This window comes from Streptomyces sp. NPDC056169, from assembly GCF_042268445.1.
In the GTDB taxonomy this organism is placed as follows: Bacteria; Actinomycetota; Actinomycetes; order Streptomycetales; family Streptomycetaceae; genus Streptomyces.
This window is the reverse complement of the sequence record NZ_JBHJUO010000002.1, coordinates 294,562-315,117: the sequence shown is the minus strand read 5'-3', so window position 1 is coordinate 315,117 and position 20,556 is coordinate 294,562. Positions and strand designations below refer to the sequence as shown.

Annotated in this window: 15 protein-coding genes; 8 read left to right on the top strand and 7 right to left on the bottom strand. The window is 72.9% G+C overall.

Annotation, left to right across the window (positions count from 1 at the left end; genetic code table 11):
• Positions 1-57: 57 nt before the first annotated feature.
• Complete coding sequence (locus ACFC0G_RS03940) at positions 58-1,674, top strand: peptide-N4-asparagine amidase (protein ID WP_376396763.1); 1,617 nt, start codon at positions 58-60, stop codon at positions 1,672-1,674.
• Between the two features lie 65 nt (positions 1,675-1,739).
• Here ACFC0G_RS03940 and ACFC0G_RS03935 read toward each other — a convergent pair whose 3' ends face one another.
• The 3 genes from ACFC0G_RS03935 to ACFC0G_RS03925 all read right to left on the bottom strand — a co-directional run bounded on the left by ACFC0G_RS03935 (position 1,740) and on the right by ACFC0G_RS03925 (position 6,851).
• Complete coding sequence (locus ACFC0G_RS03935) at positions 1,740-3,170, bottom strand: Gfo/Idh/MocA family protein (RefSeq protein ID WP_376396760.1); 1,431 nt, start codon at positions 3,168-3,170, stop codon at positions 1,740-1,742.
• A 241-nt stretch (positions 3,171-3,411) separates the two neighbouring features.
• Positions 3,412-6,336, bottom strand: a complete 2,925-nt coding sequence (locus tag ACFC0G_RS03930) for an FAD-binding and (Fe-S)-binding domain-containing protein (protein ID WP_376396757.1) — start codon at positions 6,334-6,336, stop codon at positions 3,412-3,414.
• Positions 6,337-6,389: 53 nt separating this feature from the next.
• On the bottom strand, positions 6,390-6,851 hold the full coding sequence (locus tag ACFC0G_RS03925; protein ID WP_376396754.1) for a MarR family winged helix-turn-helix transcriptional regulator: 462 nt from the start codon (positions 6,849-6,851) through the stop codon (positions 6,390-6,392).
• A gap of 134 nt (positions 6,852-6,985) precedes the next feature.
• Between ACFC0G_RS03925 and ACFC0G_RS03920 the strand changes: the two genes are divergently transcribed.
• The gene (locus tag ACFC0G_RS03920) at positions 6,986-8,902 is read left to right on the top strand and encodes an ABC transporter ATP-binding protein (protein ID WP_376396751.1); all 1,917 of its coding nucleotides are present in this window, start codon (positions 6,986-6,988) and stop codon (positions 8,900-8,902) included.
• Positions 8,903-9,191: 289 nt separating this feature from the next.
• Positions 9,192-10,085, top strand: coding sequence for an endolytic transglycosylase MltG (gene mltG / locus ACFC0G_RS03915; RefSeq protein WP_376396748.1), 894 nt, complete (start codon positions 9,192-9,194; stop codon positions 10,083-10,085).
• A 35-nt stretch (positions 10,086-10,120) separates the two neighbouring features.
• Here mltG and ACFC0G_RS03910 read toward each other — a convergent pair whose 3' ends face one another.
• The 3 genes from ACFC0G_RS03910 to ACFC0G_RS03900 all read right to left on the bottom strand — a co-directional run bounded on the left by ACFC0G_RS03910 (position 10,121) and on the right by ACFC0G_RS03900 (position 12,599).
• Positions 10,121-11,221 carry an NAD(P)-binding domain-containing protein gene (locus ACFC0G_RS03910; RefSeq protein ID WP_376396745.1) on the bottom strand — a complete coding sequence of 367 codons (1,101 nt, stop codon included), beginning with the start codon at positions 11,219-11,221 and terminating at the stop codon, positions 10,121-10,123.
• 7 nt (positions 11,222-11,228) lie between these two features.
• Positions 11,229-12,374: an LLM class flavin-dependent oxidoreductase gene (locus ACFC0G_RS03905; protein ID WP_376396742.1), complete on the bottom strand. Its 1,146-nt coding sequence runs from the start codon at positions 12,372-12,374 to the stop codon at positions 11,229-11,231.
• 141 nt (positions 12,375-12,515) lie between these two features.
• Complete coding sequence (locus ACFC0G_RS03900; RefSeq protein WP_352027631.1) at positions 12,516-12,599, bottom strand: putative leader peptide; 84 nt, start codon at positions 12,597-12,599, stop codon at positions 12,516-12,518.
• A gap of 202 nt (positions 12,600-12,801) precedes the next feature.
• Here ACFC0G_RS03900 and ACFC0G_RS03895 point away from each other — a divergent pair, with 202 nt between their 5' ends.
• The 5 genes from ACFC0G_RS03895 to ACFC0G_RS03875 all read left to right on the top strand — a co-directional run bounded on the left by ACFC0G_RS03895 (position 12,802) and on the right by ACFC0G_RS03875 (position 19,353).
• Positions 12,802-13,602: an ABC transporter ATP-binding protein gene (locus ACFC0G_RS03895; RefSeq protein WP_376396739.1), complete on the top strand. Its 801-nt coding sequence runs from the start codon at positions 12,802-12,804 to the stop codon at positions 13,600-13,602.
• Entirely contained in the window at positions 13,599-14,576 is a 978-nt protein-coding gene (locus tag ACFC0G_RS03890; protein ID WP_376396736.1) for an ABC transporter substrate-binding protein, read from the top strand. The genes ACFC0G_RS03895 and ACFC0G_RS03890 overlap by 4 nt, the downstream gene beginning before the upstream one ends.
• Positions 14,577-14,580: 4 nt before the next feature.
• Positions 14,581-16,647: an iron ABC transporter permease gene (locus ACFC0G_RS03885; RefSeq protein WP_376396733.1), complete on the top strand. Its 2,067-nt coding sequence runs from the start codon at positions 14,581-14,583 to the stop codon at positions 16,645-16,647.
• 119 nt (positions 16,648-16,766) lie between these two features.
• The gene (locus tag ACFC0G_RS03880; protein WP_376396730.1) at positions 16,767-17,315 is read left to right on the top strand and encodes an FABP family protein; all 549 of its coding nucleotides are present in this window, start codon (positions 16,767-16,769) and stop codon (positions 17,313-17,315) included.
• Positions 17,316-17,319: 4 nt separating this feature from the next.
• On the top strand, positions 17,320-19,353 hold the full coding sequence (locus ACFC0G_RS03875) for a prolyl oligopeptidase family protein (protein ID WP_376396727.1): 2,034 nt from the start codon (positions 17,320-17,322) through the stop codon (positions 19,351-19,353).
• A gap of 66 nt (positions 19,354-19,419) precedes the next feature.
• Here the strand turns inward: ACFC0G_RS03875 and ACFC0G_RS03870 are convergent, their stop codons facing one another.
• Entirely contained in the window at positions 19,420-20,403 is a 984-nt protein-coding gene (locus tag ACFC0G_RS03870; RefSeq protein WP_376396724.1) for a LuxR family transcriptional regulator, read from the bottom strand.
• Between the last annotated feature and the right edge of the window lie 153 nt (positions 20,404-20,556).

Sequence of the window (20,556 nt, the reverse complement as noted above, 5' to 3'; positions counted from 1 at the left end):
ATGTCCGCTCATCGTCCTCTGGACCGAGCCCTGGTGACCGCGCTTCACTTCCGCCCCATGAGATCACACAAGATCATGAGCATGCTCAGCGGTCTGGTCCTGGCCGCCGGAGCACTGCTCACCGCCCACCCGGCCGCCGCCGACGGTCCGAACGGCCCGACGCCCCCCGCCGAGTTCACGAGCGACTGGCACGACCCGGTCACCGCCGCCCCGCCCGTCGAGACCCCCGGCACCCGCAGCTGCGAGGTCACCCTCGCCGCCGCGCAGTTCCGCGACTTCACCCCGTACCAGGGCGGATACACCCCGCCCGAGGAGTGCGGCACCCGCTGGAACAAGGTCGTCCTCCGCCTCGAAGGAAGCGTCAAGGGCCGCCAGTACGACCGCCTCGGCTACGTCACCGTCGGCGGCGTGGAGATCCTCCGCACCTCCACGCCCCAGCCCTCGCCCGACGGCATCACCTGGTCCGTCGAGAAGGACGTCACCCGCTACCGCGACACCCTCAGCCGCCCGCAGCCCGTCGAGATGCTGATCGGCAATGTCGTGAACGAGACGTACACGGGCGTCCTCGACGTCCGCGTCACCCTCACCTTCCACACCGCGGAGGGCCGCGTGAAACCCGCCGTCGGTACCCCCGACCGGGTGATCCCCCTCACCGACTCCACCCTCACCACCCCGCGCAACACCGAACGGCTGCTCGCCGAGGTGTACGCCACCGGTTCCGGCGGCGGCTGCGAGGAGTACTGGTACCTCTCCGTCCCCGACGCCGCCCCGTACTCCTGCCGGGCGACCGACGGCCCCCACCGCGAGGTCCGCGTCTCCGTGGACGGCCGGCTCGCGGGCATCGCGGCCCCCTTCCCCACGGTCTGGACCGGCGGCTGGTCCAACCCCTTCCTCTGGTACGTCACCCCCGGCCCGCGCGCCTTCGACGTCCAGCCGATCGTCTACGACCTGACCCCCTTCGCCGCCGTCCTCAACGACGGCCGCGCCCACCGCGTGGAGGTCTCGGTCGCCGGCGTCCCGGCCGGGCTGGGCGGCTGGTCCCTCCCCACCAACGTGCTGCTCTGGCAGGACGAGGGCAGCCGCGTCGTCACCGGCGGGCTCGACCGGCACGAGGAGAGCGTCCCGCGCAACTCCTCCGTGTACACGGCGGCCTCCGGGAGCGCGCCGCAGCGCGTCGACACCGAGGCCGGGCACCGGCTCACCGTCGCCGGGCACCTGAACACCTCGCACGGCAGGGTCGCCACCACCGTCGACCGGACCGTCGGCCACACCTCCGTACACCGCTGGGGCGAGGACGAGAACCCGGACGCCTTCACCGCGCGCTGGACCGACCGCGAGACCGTGACCACCGGCCGCACCGTCACCCGCGCCGACCGCGCGTACACCATGGACGGCGAGACGACGATCGGCGCGGGCGACCGGCTGCGGACGGTCCTCACCCTCGGGGACCGCGCCGACACCCTCGTCCTGCGCGACGGCCGGCGCCTCTCCTGGTCGCACCTGGACGACACGTACACCGGGGACGCGACGTACACCACCGGCGTCCCGCGCGACCAGCGGCACGCGGTCGCCACGACGACCGAGCGCTACCGGCTGTACGGCTCCGACGGGTGCCACGACCGGACCGTGACGACGGTTCAGGGAACGCTCACCGAGGACCGGCGGCGCTGCTGAACACGACGGTGCCCGGCCCCCGCCCGCGGGGACCGGGCACCGCCCCTCTCAGGAGGGCTTGATCCTCAGGAGGGCCTGACCGAGTCCACCCCCGGGCGGGCCCTGGACCACTCGCCGCGGGTGAAGTCGGGGATCTCCTGCGGCGCGCCCTGTGCCCTGATCGAGGCGTGGCTCAGCGGTACCGGGGCCGTCCAGGTGGCGGCGTCGTACACGTCGAAGTCGGGGACGAGCCCCAGCTGCACGCACTGCATCAGCCGGTAGAGCATGATGTAGTCCATGCCGCCGTGGCCGCCGGGCGGGTTGGCGTGCTCCTTCCAGAGCCAGTGGTCGAACTCGTCGGCGTAGGACGAGAAGTCGGCCCACTCGTCGTTCGTGTGGTCCGGCTCCAGATAGATCCGGGGCGGGTAGTCCTCGAAGACGCCCTTCGTCCCGCCCAGGCTGTTGATCCGGCTGTACGGGTGCGGGGTGGAGACGTCGTGCTCCAGCCGGATGAGCCGTCCCTTCGCCGTCTGGACCAGACTGATCGTCCGGTCGCTCTCGATGTACGTCTCGCTCCAGCTCGGGTCGCCGGGCGGCATGTGCTCCGCCCGGTACTCGGCCAGGCCGAGCGCCGGGGTGCCGAAACTGCTGATGCTCACCACCCGGTCGCCCCGGTTGACGTCCATGTAGTTGGCGACGGGACCGAAGCCGTGGTTGGAGTAGAGGTCGCCGCGCAGCCGCGTGTGCCACTGCCGGCGCCAGGGCCCCTCGTAGTACGTCGGCGAGAACATCAGGCCGCGCAGGTCGTGGTTGTACGCCCCCGCGCCGTGCAGCAGTCGGCCGAACTTCCCGGCGTGCGCCATCCGCAGGACCCGCATCTCGTTCCGCCCGTAGCAGCAGTTCTCCAGCTGCATGCAGTGGCGGCGGGTCCGCTCGGACAGGTCGACCAGCTCCCACAGCTCGTCGATCTGCATCGCGATCGGGCACTCGACGCCGACGTGCTTGCCGTTCAGCATCGCCGCCCGGGCCATGGCGAAGTGGAGGTCCCAGGGGGTGGCCACGTACACGAAGTCGAGGTCGGAGCGGGCGCACAGGTTCTCGTAGTCGTCCTCGCCGTGGGTGTAGACGGCGGGGGCGGGCTGCCCGGCGGCGACGACCTTGGCGGCGGCCCGCTCGGCCTTCTCCCGCACCGGGTCGCAGACGGCCACCACCCGCACCCAGGGCAGCGCGAGGAAGAGGCCGATCATGCCGTTGCCCCGGTTGCCGAGGCCGATGATCCCGACGCGGACCGTGGAACGGCCCTCGAACGGGACCCCGGCCATGGTCGCTCCGAGCCGCCTCGACCCGGCCGGTGCGGATCCGGTGGCGGCCTGGGCGGCCGGTGCGGCTTGGGGGGCCGGTGCGGCCTCGGCGGCCTGGGCGCCGACGGCGCCGATGCCGAGCCCCGCTCCGGCCGCCCCGACGGTGGTCCTGAGGACCGTGCGGCGGCTCGGGGGGTGCGGTAGCTGCTCGTTCATGGAACCTCCAGGAGCTGTGTGCACGGCTGTTTCATGAATCCCGCACAGGCCCCCCGGCCCCGGTGAACGACAGTGCGCAAGGGCGCGGAGAGGACTCTTGCGACGGGTAGTTGGACCTTACTGTTCCGGATATCGAGTCGCGCCGAACCGGACACCACGCGTCACCCGAACATACGAAGGGCCCCTCACCATGCGGGGTGAGGGGCCACTTCGGAGGGCGGCGCGGCAGGCTGACGGCAGGTCAGGGGCGGGTCGCGCGCGCCAGGGAGAGCAGCACCGACTGATAGCTGCGGCCGGTGGCGCGGTCCATGCCGATCTCGCACATGCGGTTGGCGGAGAGGTGGACGTCGAAGGGGCGGGCGGTGACTTCGGCGGCTTCGCGGGCCGTCGCCGAGGCCGTCAGCTCGGGGTGGAGCATGCCCCGGTCGCCCGCGAAGGCGCAGCAGCCGGCGTCGGTGGGGACGACGACCTCTTCGGCGCAGGCCTCGGCGAGTCTGGTCAGGTGTTCCTCGTCGCCGAGGTGGTGCATGGAGCAGGTGGGGTGGACGACGGCGGAGGTGACGCGGCGGCGGACGTCGAGTCGGGGGAGGAGGTGGTCGGCCGCCCAGACGAGGGAGTCGATGACGGTGAGTTCGTCGTGGAGTTGGCGGTTGTCGTCGGTGAGGTAGGGGACGACTTCGTGGGCGATGCCGAGGGTGCAGGAGGAGGCGTCGACGACGAGGGGGAGCTTGCCGCCGGCGGTCCAGCCCCAGGCGGCTTCGACGATGCGGTTGGCCATGATCGTGTTGCCCTGCCGGTAGCCCTTGGAGTGCCAGATGGTGGCGCAGCAGGTGCCGGTGACGTCGTCGGGGATCCAGACGGGTCGGGCGGCGCGGGCGGAGAGGGTGACGACGGCTTCGGGGAGGGAGGGGCCGTGGTGGGCGTCGGGTGCGCCGAAGATGCGGTTGACGCAGGCGGGGTAGTAGACGGCGGTCGCGGCGGGCCGGTGGGTCCGGGGCAGGCGGCGGGCGGCCGGACCGGGGATCTCGGGCAGCCATTCGGGGATGAGGTCGGGGCGGATCGCCTTGCGGGCCGCGCCGGTCACCTTGGCCAGGACGCGGTCGCCGATCTTGTCGGCGGCGGCGACGGCGAGCCGTGCGGAGGCCTCGACGGCGCGGAAGTTCGTCGCGGCGAGAGCGGCGATCCTCTCCTCGCGGGGTGAATGCCTCTCGTGCCGGAACTCTTTCATCAGGGCGCCGGTGTCGATGCCGACGGGGCAGGCGAGTTTGCAGGTGGAGTCGCCGGCGCAGGTGTCGATCGCGTCGTAGCCGTACGCCTCCAGGAGCCGGGCCTCGACGGGGGAGCCGTCGGGCTGGCGCATCATCTCGCGGCGCAGGACGATCCGCTGGCGAGGGGTGGTCGTCAGGTCGTGGCTGGGGCAGGTCGGCTCGCAGAACCCGCACTCGATGCACGGGTCGGCGATCAGCTCGACCTTCGGGATGGTCTTCAGACCGCGCAGATGGGCCTGGGGGTCGCGGTCGAGGACGATCCGGGGGGCGAGGATCCCGTCGGGGTCGATGACTTCCTTGATCCGCCACATCAGCTCGGTGGCTTTGGTGCCCCATTCCAGTTCGAGGAAGGGGGCGATGTTGCGGCCGGTGGCGTGTTCGGCCTTGAGGGAGCCGTCGAAGCGTTCGACGGTGAGTTTGCAGAACTCGTCCATGAACGCGGCGTAGCGCTCGACGTCGGCCGGTGCGGCGGCGTCGAAGGCGAGGAGGAAGTGGAGGTTGCCGTGGGCCGCGTGGCCGGCGACGGCGGCGTCGAAGCCGTGCCGGGCCTGGAGGTCGAGCAGCTCGGCGCAGGCCTCCGCGAGCCGGGCCGGCGGGACGGCGAAGTCCTCCGTGATCAGGGTCGTCCCCGAAGGCCGCGAGCCACCCACCGCCGTCACGAACGCCTTCCGGGCCTTCCAGTAGCCGTTGACGGTCTTCGGGTCGCGGGTGAACGCGTTCTCCACCGAGGCCACCGGGGCGACCAGATCGAGCCCGGCCAGGACTCCGGCGGCGGCGTGTTCGTAGGCTTCCTGGGCGGCGGTGTCGGGGGCCCGGAACTCCACGAGCAGCGCCGCGGTCTCCTTCGGCAGCTGCGCCCAGTCCGCCGGCACCCCGGCCACGCTGACGGAGGCGCGCAGGGTGTTGCCGTCCATCAGCTCCACCGCCAGCGCCCCGGCCTCGTTGAACAGCGGCACCGCCGCCGCAGCGGCGGGCAGGGAGGGGAAGAACAGCAGGGCGGTGGACACCTTCCGGTCCAGGGGGAGGGTGTCGAAGACGGTATCGGCGATGAAACCGAACGTGCCCTGCGAACCGACCATCAACCCCCGCAGGATCTCCACCGGCGTCGCCCCGTCCAGGAAGGCGTCGAGGCGGTAGCCGTTGGTGTTCTTGATCGCGAACTTCGACCGGATCCGGGCCGTCAGCTCCGCATCCGCCTCGATCTCCGCCTTCAGCTCCATCAGCCCCGCGCACAGCCCCGGCTCCGCGCGCGCGAGCTCTTCATCGGCGGCCGGGTCGGCCGTGTCGACCACCGTCCCCGACGGCAGGACGAAGGTGAGCGAGGCCAGCATCCGGTACGAGTTCCGGGTGGTCCCCGCCGTCATGCCGGAGGCGTTGTTGGCCACCACCCCGCCGAGCGTGCAGGCGATCGCGCTCGCCGGGTCGGGGCCCAGGACCCGGCCGTGCGGGGCGAGCGCCGCGTTCGCCCGCACCACCGTCGTCCCCGGACGGATCCGGACACGAGCACCGCCGTCCAGGACCTCCACGCCCGCCCAGTGCCGACGGACGTCCACCAGGATGTCCTCGCCCTGCGCCTGCCCGTTCAGACTCGTGCCGGCGGCCCGGAAGACGACCTCTCGGCCCTTGCCGTGTGCGTAGGACAGGATCGCGGAGATGTCGTCGATGTCCTCGGCGACCACCACGACCTGCGGCACGAACCGGTACGGACTGGCGTCGGAGGCGTACCGGACCAGATCGGAGATCTTCGACAACACCTTCCCTGCACCCAGCAGCTCCGACAGCTCCTCACGCAACCGCCGTGGCGTCCCCCGCGACTGCACCTCCGCAACCCGGTCCGGCGCCGGGCTCCGCTCCACACCCGGACGAAGCGCCTGCGGATTCGGCTCAAGCAGCGGCATGTCACGACTCCCCTTCGGCGCGGCCCCCGTGCCCGGGGGGATCGCCCGGGGGATCAGCAGCCGCTCTCCGGAACGCGGTCGACCAGAGCGGACAGCAGACCTCCGAGCACCTCGCGCTGTTCGACGGTCAATGGAGCAAGAATGTCCTCTGCGGCGGCCCGGCGCGCGCTGCGCAGCTCCCGCAGCGTGGCGCGTCCGGCGTCGGTGAGCTCGATCCGGACCACGCGGCGGTTGCTCGGATCGGGGACCCGGCGGACCCGCCCCACCGCCTCCAGGCCGTCGACGAGGCTGGTCACGGCCCTCGGGACGACTTCGAGCCGGGTCGCGAGATCGGCCATCCGGGGCGGCTCCCCGAAGTGCGCGACCGTCCGCAGGAGCCGAGACTGCGCGGGAGTGATGCCGACCGGCTCCAGGTGGTGCTTCTGGATGCGGTGCAGGCGCCGGGTGAGCCGCAGGAGCTGCTCGGCGAGGAGGCCGTCGACGTCGGACGCGCTCAGGCGGTCGGAGGTGCTCATACCGGGAACAATATCAGGACCATGTTCATTGTGAGTATAGGTAACAATGAGCTAGGGTCTGTATCGGTCGTCGAACCCCCGACCGTTGAGCTCCCGATCGCCGATCGCCCGCCCGCTGACTCCAGAAGGAGCCTATGCGCCCCCACGACCAGTCCGACTGGACGCCTCCGCCACGCGACTCCGCCCAGCCCAAGGAGCCCGCGCAGCTGCGGCGCATCCTGCGGCTCTTCCGTCCCTACCGCGCCCGCCTCGCGCTCGTCGGCCTCCTCGTCGGCGCCGCCTCGCTGGTCTCGGTCGCCTCGCCGTTCCTGCTCAGGGAGATCCTGGACACCGCGATCCCCGAGGGCCGCACGGGGCTGCTGAGCCTGCTCGCCCTCGGCATGATCGCCACCGCCGTCCTGACCAGCGTCTTCGGCGTGCTCCAGACCCTGATCTCCACCACCGTCGGCCAGCGCGTCATGCACGACCTGCGCACCGGGGTCTACGAGCAGCTCCAGCGGATGCCCCTCGCCTTCTTCACGCGCACGCGCACGGGCGAGGTCCAGTCCCGCATCGCCAACGACATCGGCGGCATGCAGGCGACCGTGACCTCCACGGCCACCTCGCTCGTCTCCAACCTCACGGCCGTCGTCGCGACCGTCGTCGCCATGCTCGCCCTCGACTGGCGGCTCACCGTCGTCTCCCTGCTCCTGCTCCCCGTCTTCGTCTGGATCAGCCGCCGCGTCGGCCGCGAGCGCAAGGCGATCACCACCCAGCGCCAGAAGCAGATGGCCGCCATGGCCGCGACCGTCACCGAGTCCCTCTCGGTCAGCGGCATCCTGCTCGGCCGCACCATGGGCCGCGCCGACTCCCTGACCAGGTCCTTCGCCGAGGAGTCCGAGCGCCTCGTCGACCTCGAAGTGCGCTCCTCCATGGCCGGGCGGTGGCGCATGTCCACCATCGGCATCGTCATGGCCGCCATGCCCGCCCTGATCTACTGGGCCGCCGGCATCGCCCTCCAGTCGGGCGGCCCCGCGATATCCCTCGGCACGCTCGTCGCCTTCGTCTCGCTCCAGCAGGGCCTCTTCCGGCCAGCCGTGAGCCTGCTCTCCACCGGCGTGCAGATGCAGACCTCGCTCGCCCTCTTCCAGCGCATCTTCGAATACCTGGACCTGCCCGTCGACATCACCGAGCCCGCCGAGCCCGTGCGGCTCGCCGAGGTCCGGGGCGAGGTGGCCTTCGAGAAGGTCACCTTCCGCTACGACCCCGAGGGCCAGGACCGCGCGACCCTCGACGGGATCGACGTCACGGTCCCCGCCGGCGGCAGCCTGGCCGTCGTCGGCCCCACCGGCTCCGGGAAGTCCACCCTCAGCTATCTCGTGCCCCGGCTGTACGACGTCACCGGCGGCCGTGTCGCCCTCGACGGCGTCGATGTGCGCGACCTCGACTTCGACACCCTGGCCCGTGCCGTCGGCGTCGTCTCCCAGGAGACCTACCTCTTCCACGCCTCCGTCGCCGACAACCTGCGCTTCGCCAAGCCGGACGCCACGGACGAGGAGATCGAGGCCGCCGCGCGCGCCGCGCAGATCCACGACCACATCGCCTCGCTGCCCGAGGGGTACGACACCCTCGTCGGCGAGCGCGGCTACCGCTTCTCCGGCGGCGAGAAGCAGCGACTGGCCATCGCGCGCACGATCCTGCGCGACCCGCCGGTGCTCATCCTCGACGAGGCGACCAGCGCCCTCGACACCCGTACGGAGCACGCCGTGCAGCAGGCCATCGACGCGCTCTCGGCCGGCCGCACCACCATCACCATCGCCCACCGGCTCTCCACCGTCCGCGACGCCGACCAGATCGTCGTCCTGGAGGCGGGACAGATCGCCGAGCGCGGGACGCACGAGGAGCTGCTCGCCCGGGACGGGCGGTACGCCGCCCTGGTCCGCAGGGACGCCCGCGCCGCCGTGACGGGCGCCGCCGAGGACGCCGAGCGGGACGCCGGGCGGGGCGCCGGGCAGGGCGCCGCGCAGGGCGAACAAACGAACGCGGGATCGGTTGTTCCCCAGAACGTGTGATCGTGCCGGGAATCGTTGCCCCACTCCCGTACGGCATCGGAAGATTACGGAGTGCGAGCGACGGGCTGCAGACCGCGACCGCACCGTCCCACTGATGTACCTGTACGAGGAGAAGCACCACCATGAACGTCATCACCGATCTGCTCGCCGGCGTCCTCCACTTCCTGGGTTGGCTCGTCTGACGATCGCAGTGCCCGGCGCCGTCGGTTCCCCGTCCCAGGGGGCCGGCGGCGCCGCCGCGTGCGCGGGGCTCCCCGGAATCCCGCACGGGGCGGGTTAGCGTGCGGCCATGACGTACCGGCAGCCGTCACCGTACGCACCCCCGCGCAGTCCCCGCCGCCCCTCACTTCCCCGGCCTCCCCGCCGCGCCCGTCTCACCCGGCGCGGACGCCTGGCGCTCCTGCTCGGCGCCGTCGCCGCCGTGGCCGCCGTGATCACCGTCCCGCTCCTGCTGGTCCCGGGCGACGAACCGGCCGCCGAACAGCCCCGCACCCTCCTCGTCCCGGAAGGGTGGCGGTCGGGGCAGGTCTACACGGCCGTCGACCGGGTGCTCGGCCTCCCCGAGGGGACGGCAAGGAAGGCCGCGTCCGCACCGGGCGCCGCCCTCCCGCTCCCCGCCGCGGCCGGGGGCAACCCGGAGGGCTACCTCTTCCCCGCCACCTACCCGGTCGTCGCCGCCACCACCCCGGAGGGGCTCCTCCGCTACATGGCGGAGACCGCGGGCAAACGATTCGGCACCGAGCGGATCGCCGAGGGCGCCCGGGCGCACGGGATGAGCGTGTACCAGACGGTGATCGCCGCCAGCATCGTGGAGGCGGAGGCCGACAGCCCCGAGGACATGGCCAAGGTCGCCCGGGTCGTGCACAACCGGCTCGCCCGGGGCATGGCCCTGCAGATGGACTCGACCCTGAACTACGCACTGGGCCGCAGCACCGTCGACACGACCACCGCGGACACGAGGATCGAGAGCCCGTACAACACGTACGAGCGGAAGGGCCTGCCGCCGACGCCCATCGGGAACCCGGGGGAGCAGGCGGTGGACGCGGTGATCCGCCCGGCGGACGGCGACTGGCTGTACTTCGTCACGGTGGCCCCGGGGGACACCCGCTTCACCGCCGACTACGCGCTCCACCAGGAGAACGTCGCGGAGTTCAACGCCAACCGGCTCTCCCGGAAGTTCTAGGGAGCGCGGAACGAGGCGGGCGGGAAGGACGCCGTTCAGCGCACGACGGCCGGCTCGCGCTCCAGGAGGCGGAGGATGTCGGAGACGGCCGCGCGTCCGGCGCGGTTGGCGCCGATCGTGGAGGCCGAGGGGCCGTAGCCGACGAGGTGGACGCGCTCGTCCCGGGCCGCCCGCGTCCCCTCCACCCGGATGCCGCCGCCCGGCTCCCGCAGGCGCAGCGGCGTCAGGTGGTCGATGGCGGCACGGAAGCCGGTCGCCCACAGGATCACGTCCGCGTCGACGGTCCGCCCGTCGTCCCAGGCCACCCCGGTCGGGGTGATCCGGTCGAACATCGGCAGCCGGTCCAGGACGCCGCGCTCGCGGGCCGCGCGGATGGCGTCGTTGAGCGGGAGGCCGGTGACCGAGACGACGCTCTGCGGCGGCAGTCCGAGGCGTACGCGCTCCTCGACGAGCGCCACGGCCGCCCGGCCCTCGGCCTCGCCGAAGGGGCCCTCGCGGAAGACGGGCTCGCGCCGGGTCACCCAGGTCGTCGCGGCGGCGACGTCGGCGATCTCCATGAGGTGCTGGGTCCCGGAGGCCCCGCCGCCGACGACGATCACCCGCTTCCCGGCGAACTCCGCGGGGCCGGGGTAGCCGGACGTGTGGAGCTGGCGGCCCCGGAAGGTCTCCTGCCCCTGGTAGCGGGGCCAGAAGGGGCGGTCCCAGGTGCCGGTCGCGTTGATCAGGGCGCGTGTGGCGTACCCGCCCTCGGAGGTCTCGACGAGCAGCCGTCCGCCGTCGCCCTCACGGACGGCGGTGACGCCGACGGGCCGGTGGACGCGCAGGTCGAAGGTCCGCTCGTACGTGTCGAAGTACGCGCCGATCACCTCCGACGAGGGGCGCGCCGGGTCGGCGCCGGTCAGCTCCATGCCGGGCAGCGCGTGCATGCCGTGGACCTTCCCGTACGTGAGGGAGGGCCATCGGAACTGCCAGGCGCCGCCGGCGTGCGGGGAGTGGTCGAGGACGACGAAGTCCCGGTCGGGTTCCAGGCCGGCGCGCCGCAGGTGGAAGGCGGCCGAGAGGCCCGCCTGTCCGGCGCCGATGACGACGACGTCCACGGGTGTGGCCTGGTCCGCTGCTCCACCGAATTCGTTCACGGTTCTACTAACTCGTCGGGGGTCGGGGATCTTCCCGCCGGGCGACGAGCCCGCGCGCCACGAGCTCCGGAGTCACGCCCTCGCCGAACCAGTACGCCTCCTCCAGGTGCGGGTAGCCCGACAGGACGAAGTGCTCCACGCCCAGGTCGTGGTACTCCTCGATCCGGTCCGCGACATCGGTGTGGCTGCCGACCAGCGCGGTGCCGGCCCCGCCCCGGACGAGACCGACCCCCGCCCACAGGTTCGGCGAGATCTCCAGCTTGTCCCGGTCGAGGGAGCCGCGTCCGTGCAGGGCCAGCATCCGCTGCTGGCCGACGGACTCGGTGCGGCCGAGCGCCGCCTGCGCGGAGGCGACCGTCCCGGCGTCGAGGTCGGCGAGCAGCCGGTCGGCGGTCGCCCAGGCCTCGCGTGCCGAGTCGCGCGAGATCGTGTGCATCCGGATCCCGAAGCGGACCGTCCGCCCCCGCTCCTCCGCGAGGCGGCGGATCCAGTCGATCTTCTCCTTCACCTGCCACGGCGGCTCGCCCCAGGTCAGGTACACGTCCGCGTGCTCCGCCGCGACCGGGCCCGCCGCCGCGGACGAGCCGCCGAAGAACACCTCCGGCAGCGGGTCCGGCGGCAGGGCGGTCAGCCCGCCCTCGATCCGGTAGTGCTCGCCGTCGAAGTCGTACGGCTTCCCGCTCCAGACGCCCCGCACCACCGAGAGGAACTCGGCCGTGCGCGCGTAGCGGCGGTCGTGGTCGAGGCGGTCGCCGAAGCGGCGCTGCTCGACGGAGTCCCCGCCGGTCACCACGTTGAGGAGCAGCCGGCCCCGGGTGATCCGCTGGTACGTGGCCGCCATCTGCGCCGCCAGCACGGGCGAGACGACTCCCGGCCGGAACGCGACCAGGAACTTGAGGCGCTCGGTGTGCTGGGCGAGCGCGACCGTGGTCAGCCAGGCGTCCTCGCACCAGGTCCCGGTCGGCGTCAGTACCGCTTCAAAGCCCAACTGCTCGGCCGCTTTGGCTATTTGGGTCAGGTAGGTGATGTCGGGGGCGCGCAGGCCGGGCACGGTGCCGTTCCGGGTGATCCCACCGTCCGCGTAGGCGTGCCGGTCGACGAGGGTCCGGCCGTCGCCGCCGGTCGGCAGGAACCAGTGCAGGTGGACGGTCATGAGGGGGCCTTTCCGTCAGCGCGTCGACGGTGCGCCTCGGCGGGCGTGGGCGCGGAGCGGGCACGCGCGCACGGCGCCGGGGCGCAGGGCGTCAGGGCGTCACAAGGGAGACGTGGTGAGGGTGGTGAGGGTGAAGGGGCGTCAGCGGCCGCGGCGACACGCGGCGGAGGCCACCCGCAGCAGGTCGATGTGACCGCGCGTGGTGAGCAGAGCTGTACGCAACATGGACGCGAACGTAGCCGCCCCCGTGGGCCGGGTCAACGGCCGTCCCGGGGCGTGGACCCGCCCGCTTGGCCGGAATTCGCCTTGTGGTCGGATGCCGGACCCCTCTTTTGCCGCTCGCTAAGGTTAGGCTAACCTTCGGGACGTGCAAGCAGGTGAACAGACCTCCGCGGCCCCCGGCCCCCACGGTCATGAACTCTCGGCCATGGGTGTCACCGTGGCGTACGAAGGCGTCGACGTCGTCCACGACGCGTCCATGACGCTGCGTCCCGGCGAAGTGACCGTCCTCGTCGGCCCGAACGGCAGCGGCAAGTCGACGCTGCTGCGCACCATCGCGCGCCTCCAGCAGCCACGGACGGCCACGCTCGTCCTCGACGGCGCCACCGACGGTCTCGCGCTGAGCCCCCGTGAGTTCTCGCGCCACGTCGCCCTGCTCACGCAGGGACGCCCCACCCCCAGCGGGCTCACCGTGCGGGACGTGGTCGAGTTCGGCCGCTACCCGTACCGGGGACGCTGGGGCAGGGCCGACCCGGGCGGCACGGAAGCCGTGGACCGCGCGCTCGCCATGACGGGCGTCACGGAACTCGCGGAGCGCGGCGCCGAGCACCTCTCCGGCGGCCAGCTCCAGCGCGTCTGGCTCGCCGGCTGCCTCGCGCAGCAGACGGGCGTGCTCCTGCTCGACGAACCCACCACCTACCTCGATCTCCGCTACCAGGTCGAACTCCTCGACCTCATGCGCGATCTGGCGGACGACCACGGCATCGCCGTCGGCGCCGTCCTCCACGACCTCGACCAGGCCGCGGCCGTCGCCGACCGGATCGTCCTCCTCGACGCGGGCCGGGTCGTCGCGGACGGCGACCCCGAGGACGTCCTGACACCGCAGCGGCTCACCGACACGTACGGCATCCGCATCGAGGTCGACACCGACCCTCTCACCGGACGGCTGCGCACCCGCGCCATCGGCCGGCACCACTCGCGAAGCGAAAGGCTCAGCACCACCTCATGAAGCGCCTCCTCAGCACCACGGCGATCGCGACCGCCGCCGCCCTGGCCCTCACGGCCTGCGGCACCACCGAGCCCGCCGCCGACGACGCGAAGAAGTCCGCCGAGCCCATCACCCTCACCGACGACACGGGCGAGAAGGTCGAACTCGACGGCCCCGCCAAGAAGGTCGTCGGGACCGAGTGGAACGTCGTCGAGCACCTGATCACCCTGGGCGTCGACCCGGTCGGCGTCGCCGACGTCAAGGGCTACAAGACCTGGGACACCGCCGTCCCGCTCAAGAACGAGCCGAAGGACATCGGCACCCGCGGCGAGCCCAGCGTGGAGACCGTCGCCGCACTGAAGCCCGACCTCATCGTCGCCACCACCGACCTGCCGCCGGCCGCCGTGAAGCAGCTGCGCAAGGTCGCCCCGGTCCTGACGCTGAAGGCCGCCGACGCCGCCGACCCGATCGGCCGGATGAACGCCGACCTCGACGCCATCGCCAAGGCCACCGGCACCACGCAGAAGTCCGAGGAGCTCAAGAAGCAGTTCCAGGCCAAGCTCGACGAGGGCAAGAAGAAGCTCGCCGACGCCGGTCTCGCCGGCACGAAGTACGCCTTCGCCGACGGCTACGTCATGTCCAACCAGGTCTCCATCCGCCCCTACACCAGCGGTTCGCTGATCGGCGCGGTCAACGAGAAGCTCGGCCTGAAGAACGCCTGGACCGTCAAGGGCGACCCCGCCTACGGTCTCGGCACCACCGACGTCGAGGGCCTCACCACGCTCGGTGACGTGCAGTTCGCCTACGTCGGCAACGACGGCGACGCCGGCAGCACGCCGTTCACCGGCGTCCTCGCCAAGGACAAGGTGTGGACCTCCCTGCCGTTCGTCAAGAAGGGCAACGTGCACCGACTCCCCGACGGCATCTGGATGTTCGGCGGCCCCCAGTCGATGAGCACGTACGTCGACTCCGTCGTCACCGCGCTGACGAAGTAACACCATGGCCGTCACCGCAACCACCCCCGCCACCCGTCCGCCGACGGCCACGTCCCGGACGGGCGCGGCCCCGGTGACGGCCGCCCTGGTCCTCCTCGTCGCGGCCCTCGCGCTCGTGGACATCACGCAAGGCACGGCCGCGGTCGGCGCCCCGGAGGTCTGGAAGGCCTTCACGGGCCGGGCCGATCCGGCCGACGCCTCCGTCGTCATCGCCTCCCGCCTGCCGAGGATGACCGCCGGCCTCCTGGTCGGCGCCGTCCTCGGTATCGCGGGCGCCGCCCTCCAGGCCGTCAGCCGCAACGTCCTCGCCTCACCCGACACCCTCGCCGTCAACGCGGGCTCCTACTTCGCGCTCGGCCTCGGCGCCGCCTTCGGCCTCTCGCTCCCGCTGTTCGCCTCCTCCGCCCTCGCCTTCGCCGGCGGCCTCGCGGCGGCGGCCGTCGTCCTCGCCCTCTCGGGCCTGGGCGCCGGAACGGTCCGGCTCGTCCTCGCCGGCAGCGCCCTCACCCTCGGCCTCACCGCCGTCACCGAGGGCCTGCTCCTGCTGTTCCCCCGGCAGACCGAGGGCCTCTACAACTGGAACCAGGGCAGCATCGGCCAGAACGGCTTCGACGGCATCCTGCAGATGGCCCCGATCGCCGTCATCGGCCTCGTCGGACTGCTGCTCCTCGCCCGCCGGGTCGACGCCCTCGCCCTCGGTGACGACGCCGCCCGCGGCCTCGGCGTGCCCGTCCGCGCCACCCGGGTCACCGCCGTCGTCCTCGCCGCCCTGCTCTCCACGGCCGCCGTCACCCTCGCCGGACCCGTCGGCTACGTCGGCCTCTGCGCCCCCGCGCTCGTCCGGCCCCTCGCCCGCAGGTTCCGGGGCTTCACGAAGTCGCGCGGCTTCCTGCCCGTCGCCGGACTCACCGGTGCCGCGCTCGTCCTCGGCTCCGACGTGCTCCTGCGCGCCCTCGTCCCGGCGGACGTGGCCGTCTCCGTGCCGACCGGCGTCGTCACCAGCCTCGTCGGCGCCGTCTTCCTGATCGTCATGGCCACCCGCGTCCGGGACACGGCCGGAGCCACCGCCACCGAGCGGCTCCGCATCAGGAGCAGGGCCCGCTTCCTCACCGTCACCGCCGTCCTGGTGGCCGTCGTGATCGGCGTCGGCATCGCCGGCGTGCTCCTCGGCGACAGCAAGCTGCTCTTCGGCGACGTCGTGAACTGGGCCCAGGGCCAGGCCGGGCGGACCGTCACCTTCGTCCTCGACACCCGCGTGCCCCGCGTCCTCGCCGCCCTCTTCGCGGGCGCCGCACTCGCCCTGGCCGGCACCCTCGTCCAGGCCGTCACCCGCAACCCGCTCGCCGAACCCGGCATCCTGGGCGTCTCCGGCGGGGCCGCGCTCGGCGCCGTACTCCTCGTGACGACCGTGCCCGTGGCCGGTTCGTGGGGCATGGCGGGCGCCGCGTTCGCGGGCGCCGCCGCCAGCTCCGTCCTCGTCTTCGGACTCGCCGCGCGGGGCGGATTCCAGCAGAACCGGCTCGTCCTCGTCGGCTTCGGCGTCGCCATCGCCGCCTCCGCCCTGATCAGCCTCCTCATCATCCTCACCGACCCGTTCAACGCGACGAAGGCCCTCACCTGGCTCTCGGGCTCCACCTACGGGCGGACCCTGCCCGACGTGGTCCCCCTCGTCGCGGTCCTCGCCGTGGGCACGGCCGTCGGGTTCGCCCGGCGCACCGAACTCGACCTCGTCTCCCTCGACGAGGACACCCCGCGCCTCCTCGGCCTCGGCCTGGGACGCGCCCGCCTCGGCTTCCTCGCCCTCGCCGTCCTGCTCACCGCCACCGCCGTCGCCGCCGCCGGCACGATCGGCTTCGTCGGACTCGTGGCACCCCACGCGGCCCGCGCCCTCGTCGGCCGGCAGCACGCCCGCGTCGTCCCCGTCGCGGTGCTCCTCGGCGCCGCCCTCGTCTGCACCGCGGACCTGGTGGGCCGTACCGTCATCGCCCCGGCCCAGCTCGGCGCCGGCCTCATGACGGCCGTGATCGGTACCCCGTACTTCCTCTACCTGCTGATACGCAGCCGGGGATAGCCACGGACAGGCCCGAGGGGGTGTCCCGCCGATCACGCCGTGCTCGCGGCCCGATCGGCAGGACACCCCCTAAGCTGCGATCCGGCACAGGCACAGGCCCCGACCCAGGAGCGCACCTCATGTTCGACCGCGACCGGAAGCACCCGTACCCCGACGCCCTCCGCCCGGACACGGCGCCCGCGCCGCACGCGCTGCTCGCTCCGGTGACCGGTCTCCTGGGCACCTGGACCGGCCGGGGCCGCGGCGCGTACCCGACGCTGGCCGAGGAGTTCACCTACGAGCAGGAGGTCACCTTCAGCCACGACGGGCGCCCCTTCCTCCACTACGAGGCCCGCGCCTGGATCGTCGACGCCGACGGCACGCCGCAGCGGCCCGCCGCCCGGGAGAGCGGCTGGTGGCGGCTGCAGCCCGACGGGCGCGTCGAGGCGCTGATCACCCAGCCCACCGGCATCGCCGAGATCCTGGTCGGCGCCGCCGCCGACGGCGCGGTCGACCTCACCACCCATCAGGTGGCGCTCACCCCCACGGCCAAGGACGTGACCGCCACCCGGCGCCGCTACACCCTCACGGACGAGGGCACGCTCGACTTCCGCCACGACCTCGCGGCGGTCGGACAGCCCCTGCAGTACCACCTTTCGGCACACCTCCGGCGCGAGAACGGGAACTGAGTCCATGCAGCGTGTGAGCGACGACGACCCGTACCTGTGGCTGGAAGAGGTGTCCGGCGAGGCCGCGCTCGCCTGGGTGGCCGAGCGGAACACCGAGACGGCCGACGTCCTCGTCGCCGACCCCGCGTTCGCCCCGCTCAAGGACCGCGTCCGCGAGGTAATGGACGCCGCCGACCGCATCCCGTACACCGTCCGGCGCGGCGCCCACCTCTACAACTTCTGGCGCGACGCCGAGCACGTCCGCGGCGTGTGGCGGCGCACCACCCTGGAGCAGTACCGCAAGGACGCCCCCGAGTGGGAGATCCTCCTCGACGTCGACGCGCTCGCCGCAGCCGAGGACGAGAAGTGGGTCTGGGACGGGGCCCGCGTACGCCGCCCCGACCACGACCGGGCGCTGGTGCGGCTGTCGCGCGACGGCGGGGACGCCGTCGTCGTCCGGGAGTTCGACCTCGGCACCCGGCGGTTCGTCGAGGACGGCTTCCGGATGGCGGAGGCGAAGACCCGGGCCGGCTGGATCGACGACGACACCCTCTTCGTCGGTACGGACACGGGGCCCGGCTCGCTGACCGACTCCGGCTATCCCCGGCAGGTCCGCAGATGGCGCCGCGGCACCCCGGTCGACCAGGCCGAGCTCGTCTACGAGGCCGAACAGGGCGACGTGTCGGCCTGGGGATACCGCGACACCACACCCGGCTTCGAACGGGACTTCGTCGGCCGGGCCCTCGACTTCTTCCGCAGCGAGACGTACCTCCTGCGGCCCGACGCGACGCTCGTCAGGATCGACGTCCCCGACGACGCCGTCGCCTACGCCCACCGCCGCCACCTCATCGTCACCCTGAAGTCCGCGTGGCTCGGGCAGCCGACGGGCTCCCTCCTCGCCTTCGACTTCGACGCCTTCCTGGCGGGCGACCGCACCCCCGAGGTGCTGTTCACCCCGGACGAGCGGACGGCCCTGGCCGGGCACGCGTGGACCCGTCACCACCTGATCCTGGAGACGATGCACGACGTCAGCACCCGCATCGAGGTCCTCACCCCCGCCCCCGACGGCGGCTGGACCCGCGAACCGCTCGTCGGCGTACCGCCGCTCTCCGCCGTCGGCGTCGTCGACACCGACCCCGACGTCTCCGACGAGTACTTCCTCGACGTGTCGGGGTTCCTCCAGCCCTCCACCCTGTACCGCGGGAGCATCGGCGGCGACACCGAGATCCTCAAGCAGGCCCCCGACCGCTTCGCCGCCGCCGGACTCACGGTGGAGCAGCACTTCGCGACCTCCCCGGACGGCACGCGCGTCCCGTACTTCGTCATCGGCCCCGACCACGCCACCACCGGTCCCGGCCCCACCCTGCTCTACGGCTACGGCGGCTTCGAGGTCTCCCTCACCCCCTACTACGGCTCCGTGACCGGCCGGGCGTGGCTGGAGCGCGGCGGCACGTACGTGCTCGCGAACATCCGGGGCGGCGGCGAGTACGGACCGGACTGGCACCAGGCCGCGCTGGGCGCCGACCGGCCCCGGGCCTTCGAGGACTTCGCCGCCGTCGCCGAGGACCTCGTCGCACGGGGCATCACCACCCCGGCGATGCTCGGCGCCTCCGGCGGCAGCAACGGCGGCCTGCTCATGGGCGCCATGCTCACCCGCCACCCCGGCCTCTTCGGCGCGATCGTCGCCCAGGTGCCGCTGCTCGACATGACCCGCTTCCACAAGCTCCTCGCGGGCGCCTCCTGGATCGCCGAGTACGGCGACCCCGACGACGAGGCCGATCTGCCGCACCTCCGCGACATCTCCCCGTACCACCGCCTCACGGCGGACGCGGCCTACCCGCCGGTGCTCCTGATGACGTCGACCCGCGACGACCGCGTCCACCCCGGCCACGCCCGCAAGACGGCGGCGCGGCTGCGGGAACTCGGCCACCCGGTGCTCTTCCACGAGAACACCGGCGGCGGACACGCGGGCGCCGGCGACAACGAACAGGCCGCGCACAACAGCGCCCTCGTCCACACCTTCCTGTGGCAGCGCCTCGGGGGCCCGGCCGCCGGCTGACCCTGCGGCGAGCCGAGGAGGCCCGGCCGCCGGCCGACCCCTACGGCGCGCCGACCGGGCCCGGCGTCACAGCCAGCCGGAGCGCTGGGCCTGGAGGGCCATCTGGAACCGGCTCGTGGCGCCGAGCCGGGCCATGAGGATCTGGATCCGGCGGAACAGCGTGCGGCGGCTGATGCCCAGCTCGCGGGCGATCACGTCGTCGCCCGCGCCGCCCGCGAGCAGCCACAGCAGACGCCGGTCGGCGGGCAGCAGACCGCGCGGGCGGGCGGTGTGGCCGTGGAAGGGCAGGGCGCTCTGCCAGGCCTGCTCGAACAGCGCCACGAGCGCCGAGAGCAGGCCGCAGGGCTGCACGACCAGCATCGTGTTGTGGACGTCGGCTTCCTTGATCGACAGCGACACCAGCGCGTACGCATCGTCGATGATCACCAGCTTGACCGGCACCGACGGCAGCACCCGCGCCTGTTCGCCGGCCTCGATACAGGGCTCGATCGCCGACTCCAGGTTCCCCGGCAGCTCCAGCGACTCCGTCGAGTACACGACGCGCTGCGTGACCCCGCGGGCCAGCGTGGCCAGCGCGTCCTCGGTGGCGCCGGGCAGGGGGAAGTACGGCGGGGAGTCCAGCTGCCGGATCTGATGGCGGGCACTGGCCCACGCCTGACGCATCCGGAGACCGATCGCCTCGCCCGTGACGATCTCCACGAGGTGGTCGGTCTCCCCGGCGAGCCGCTGCCTCCGGAACGCCTCGAACGCGCCCCCGACGGTGATGCGGGACTCGTCGAGCTCGGCCGCCCGGTGCCGGCCGAGGATCTCCAGACCGGCGGCCGGCGGCACCGGCGCCACGACGTCCTCGCCCTCCACCGCCGCGCTCGCGAGACCCGCGTCCACCAGGGCCCCGTACGCCGCCGAGAGCGCCGCACCCTCCAGACCGGCCGCCGCACCGACCGCGCTCAGCGGGGCGGGCGCCAGCTCCAGGAGTTTCAGGTACACCCGTCCCGCGTCGTGATCGATCCCGAGCAGCCGGAGGGCCTCGCCGAGTTTCGCGTTCGCCATGCACCGCATTATCGACGGCCCGGCAGCCCCTCCGCACCCATGGGAGGGCTGCCCGATGGCCGATCTGTGCCACTGGCGGTCCTGGGCACCCGGCGCGCGTTCGGCGCAGTACTGTCCGTGAGCCGCCAAGGACCGGCGGCCGAGGAACCCAGC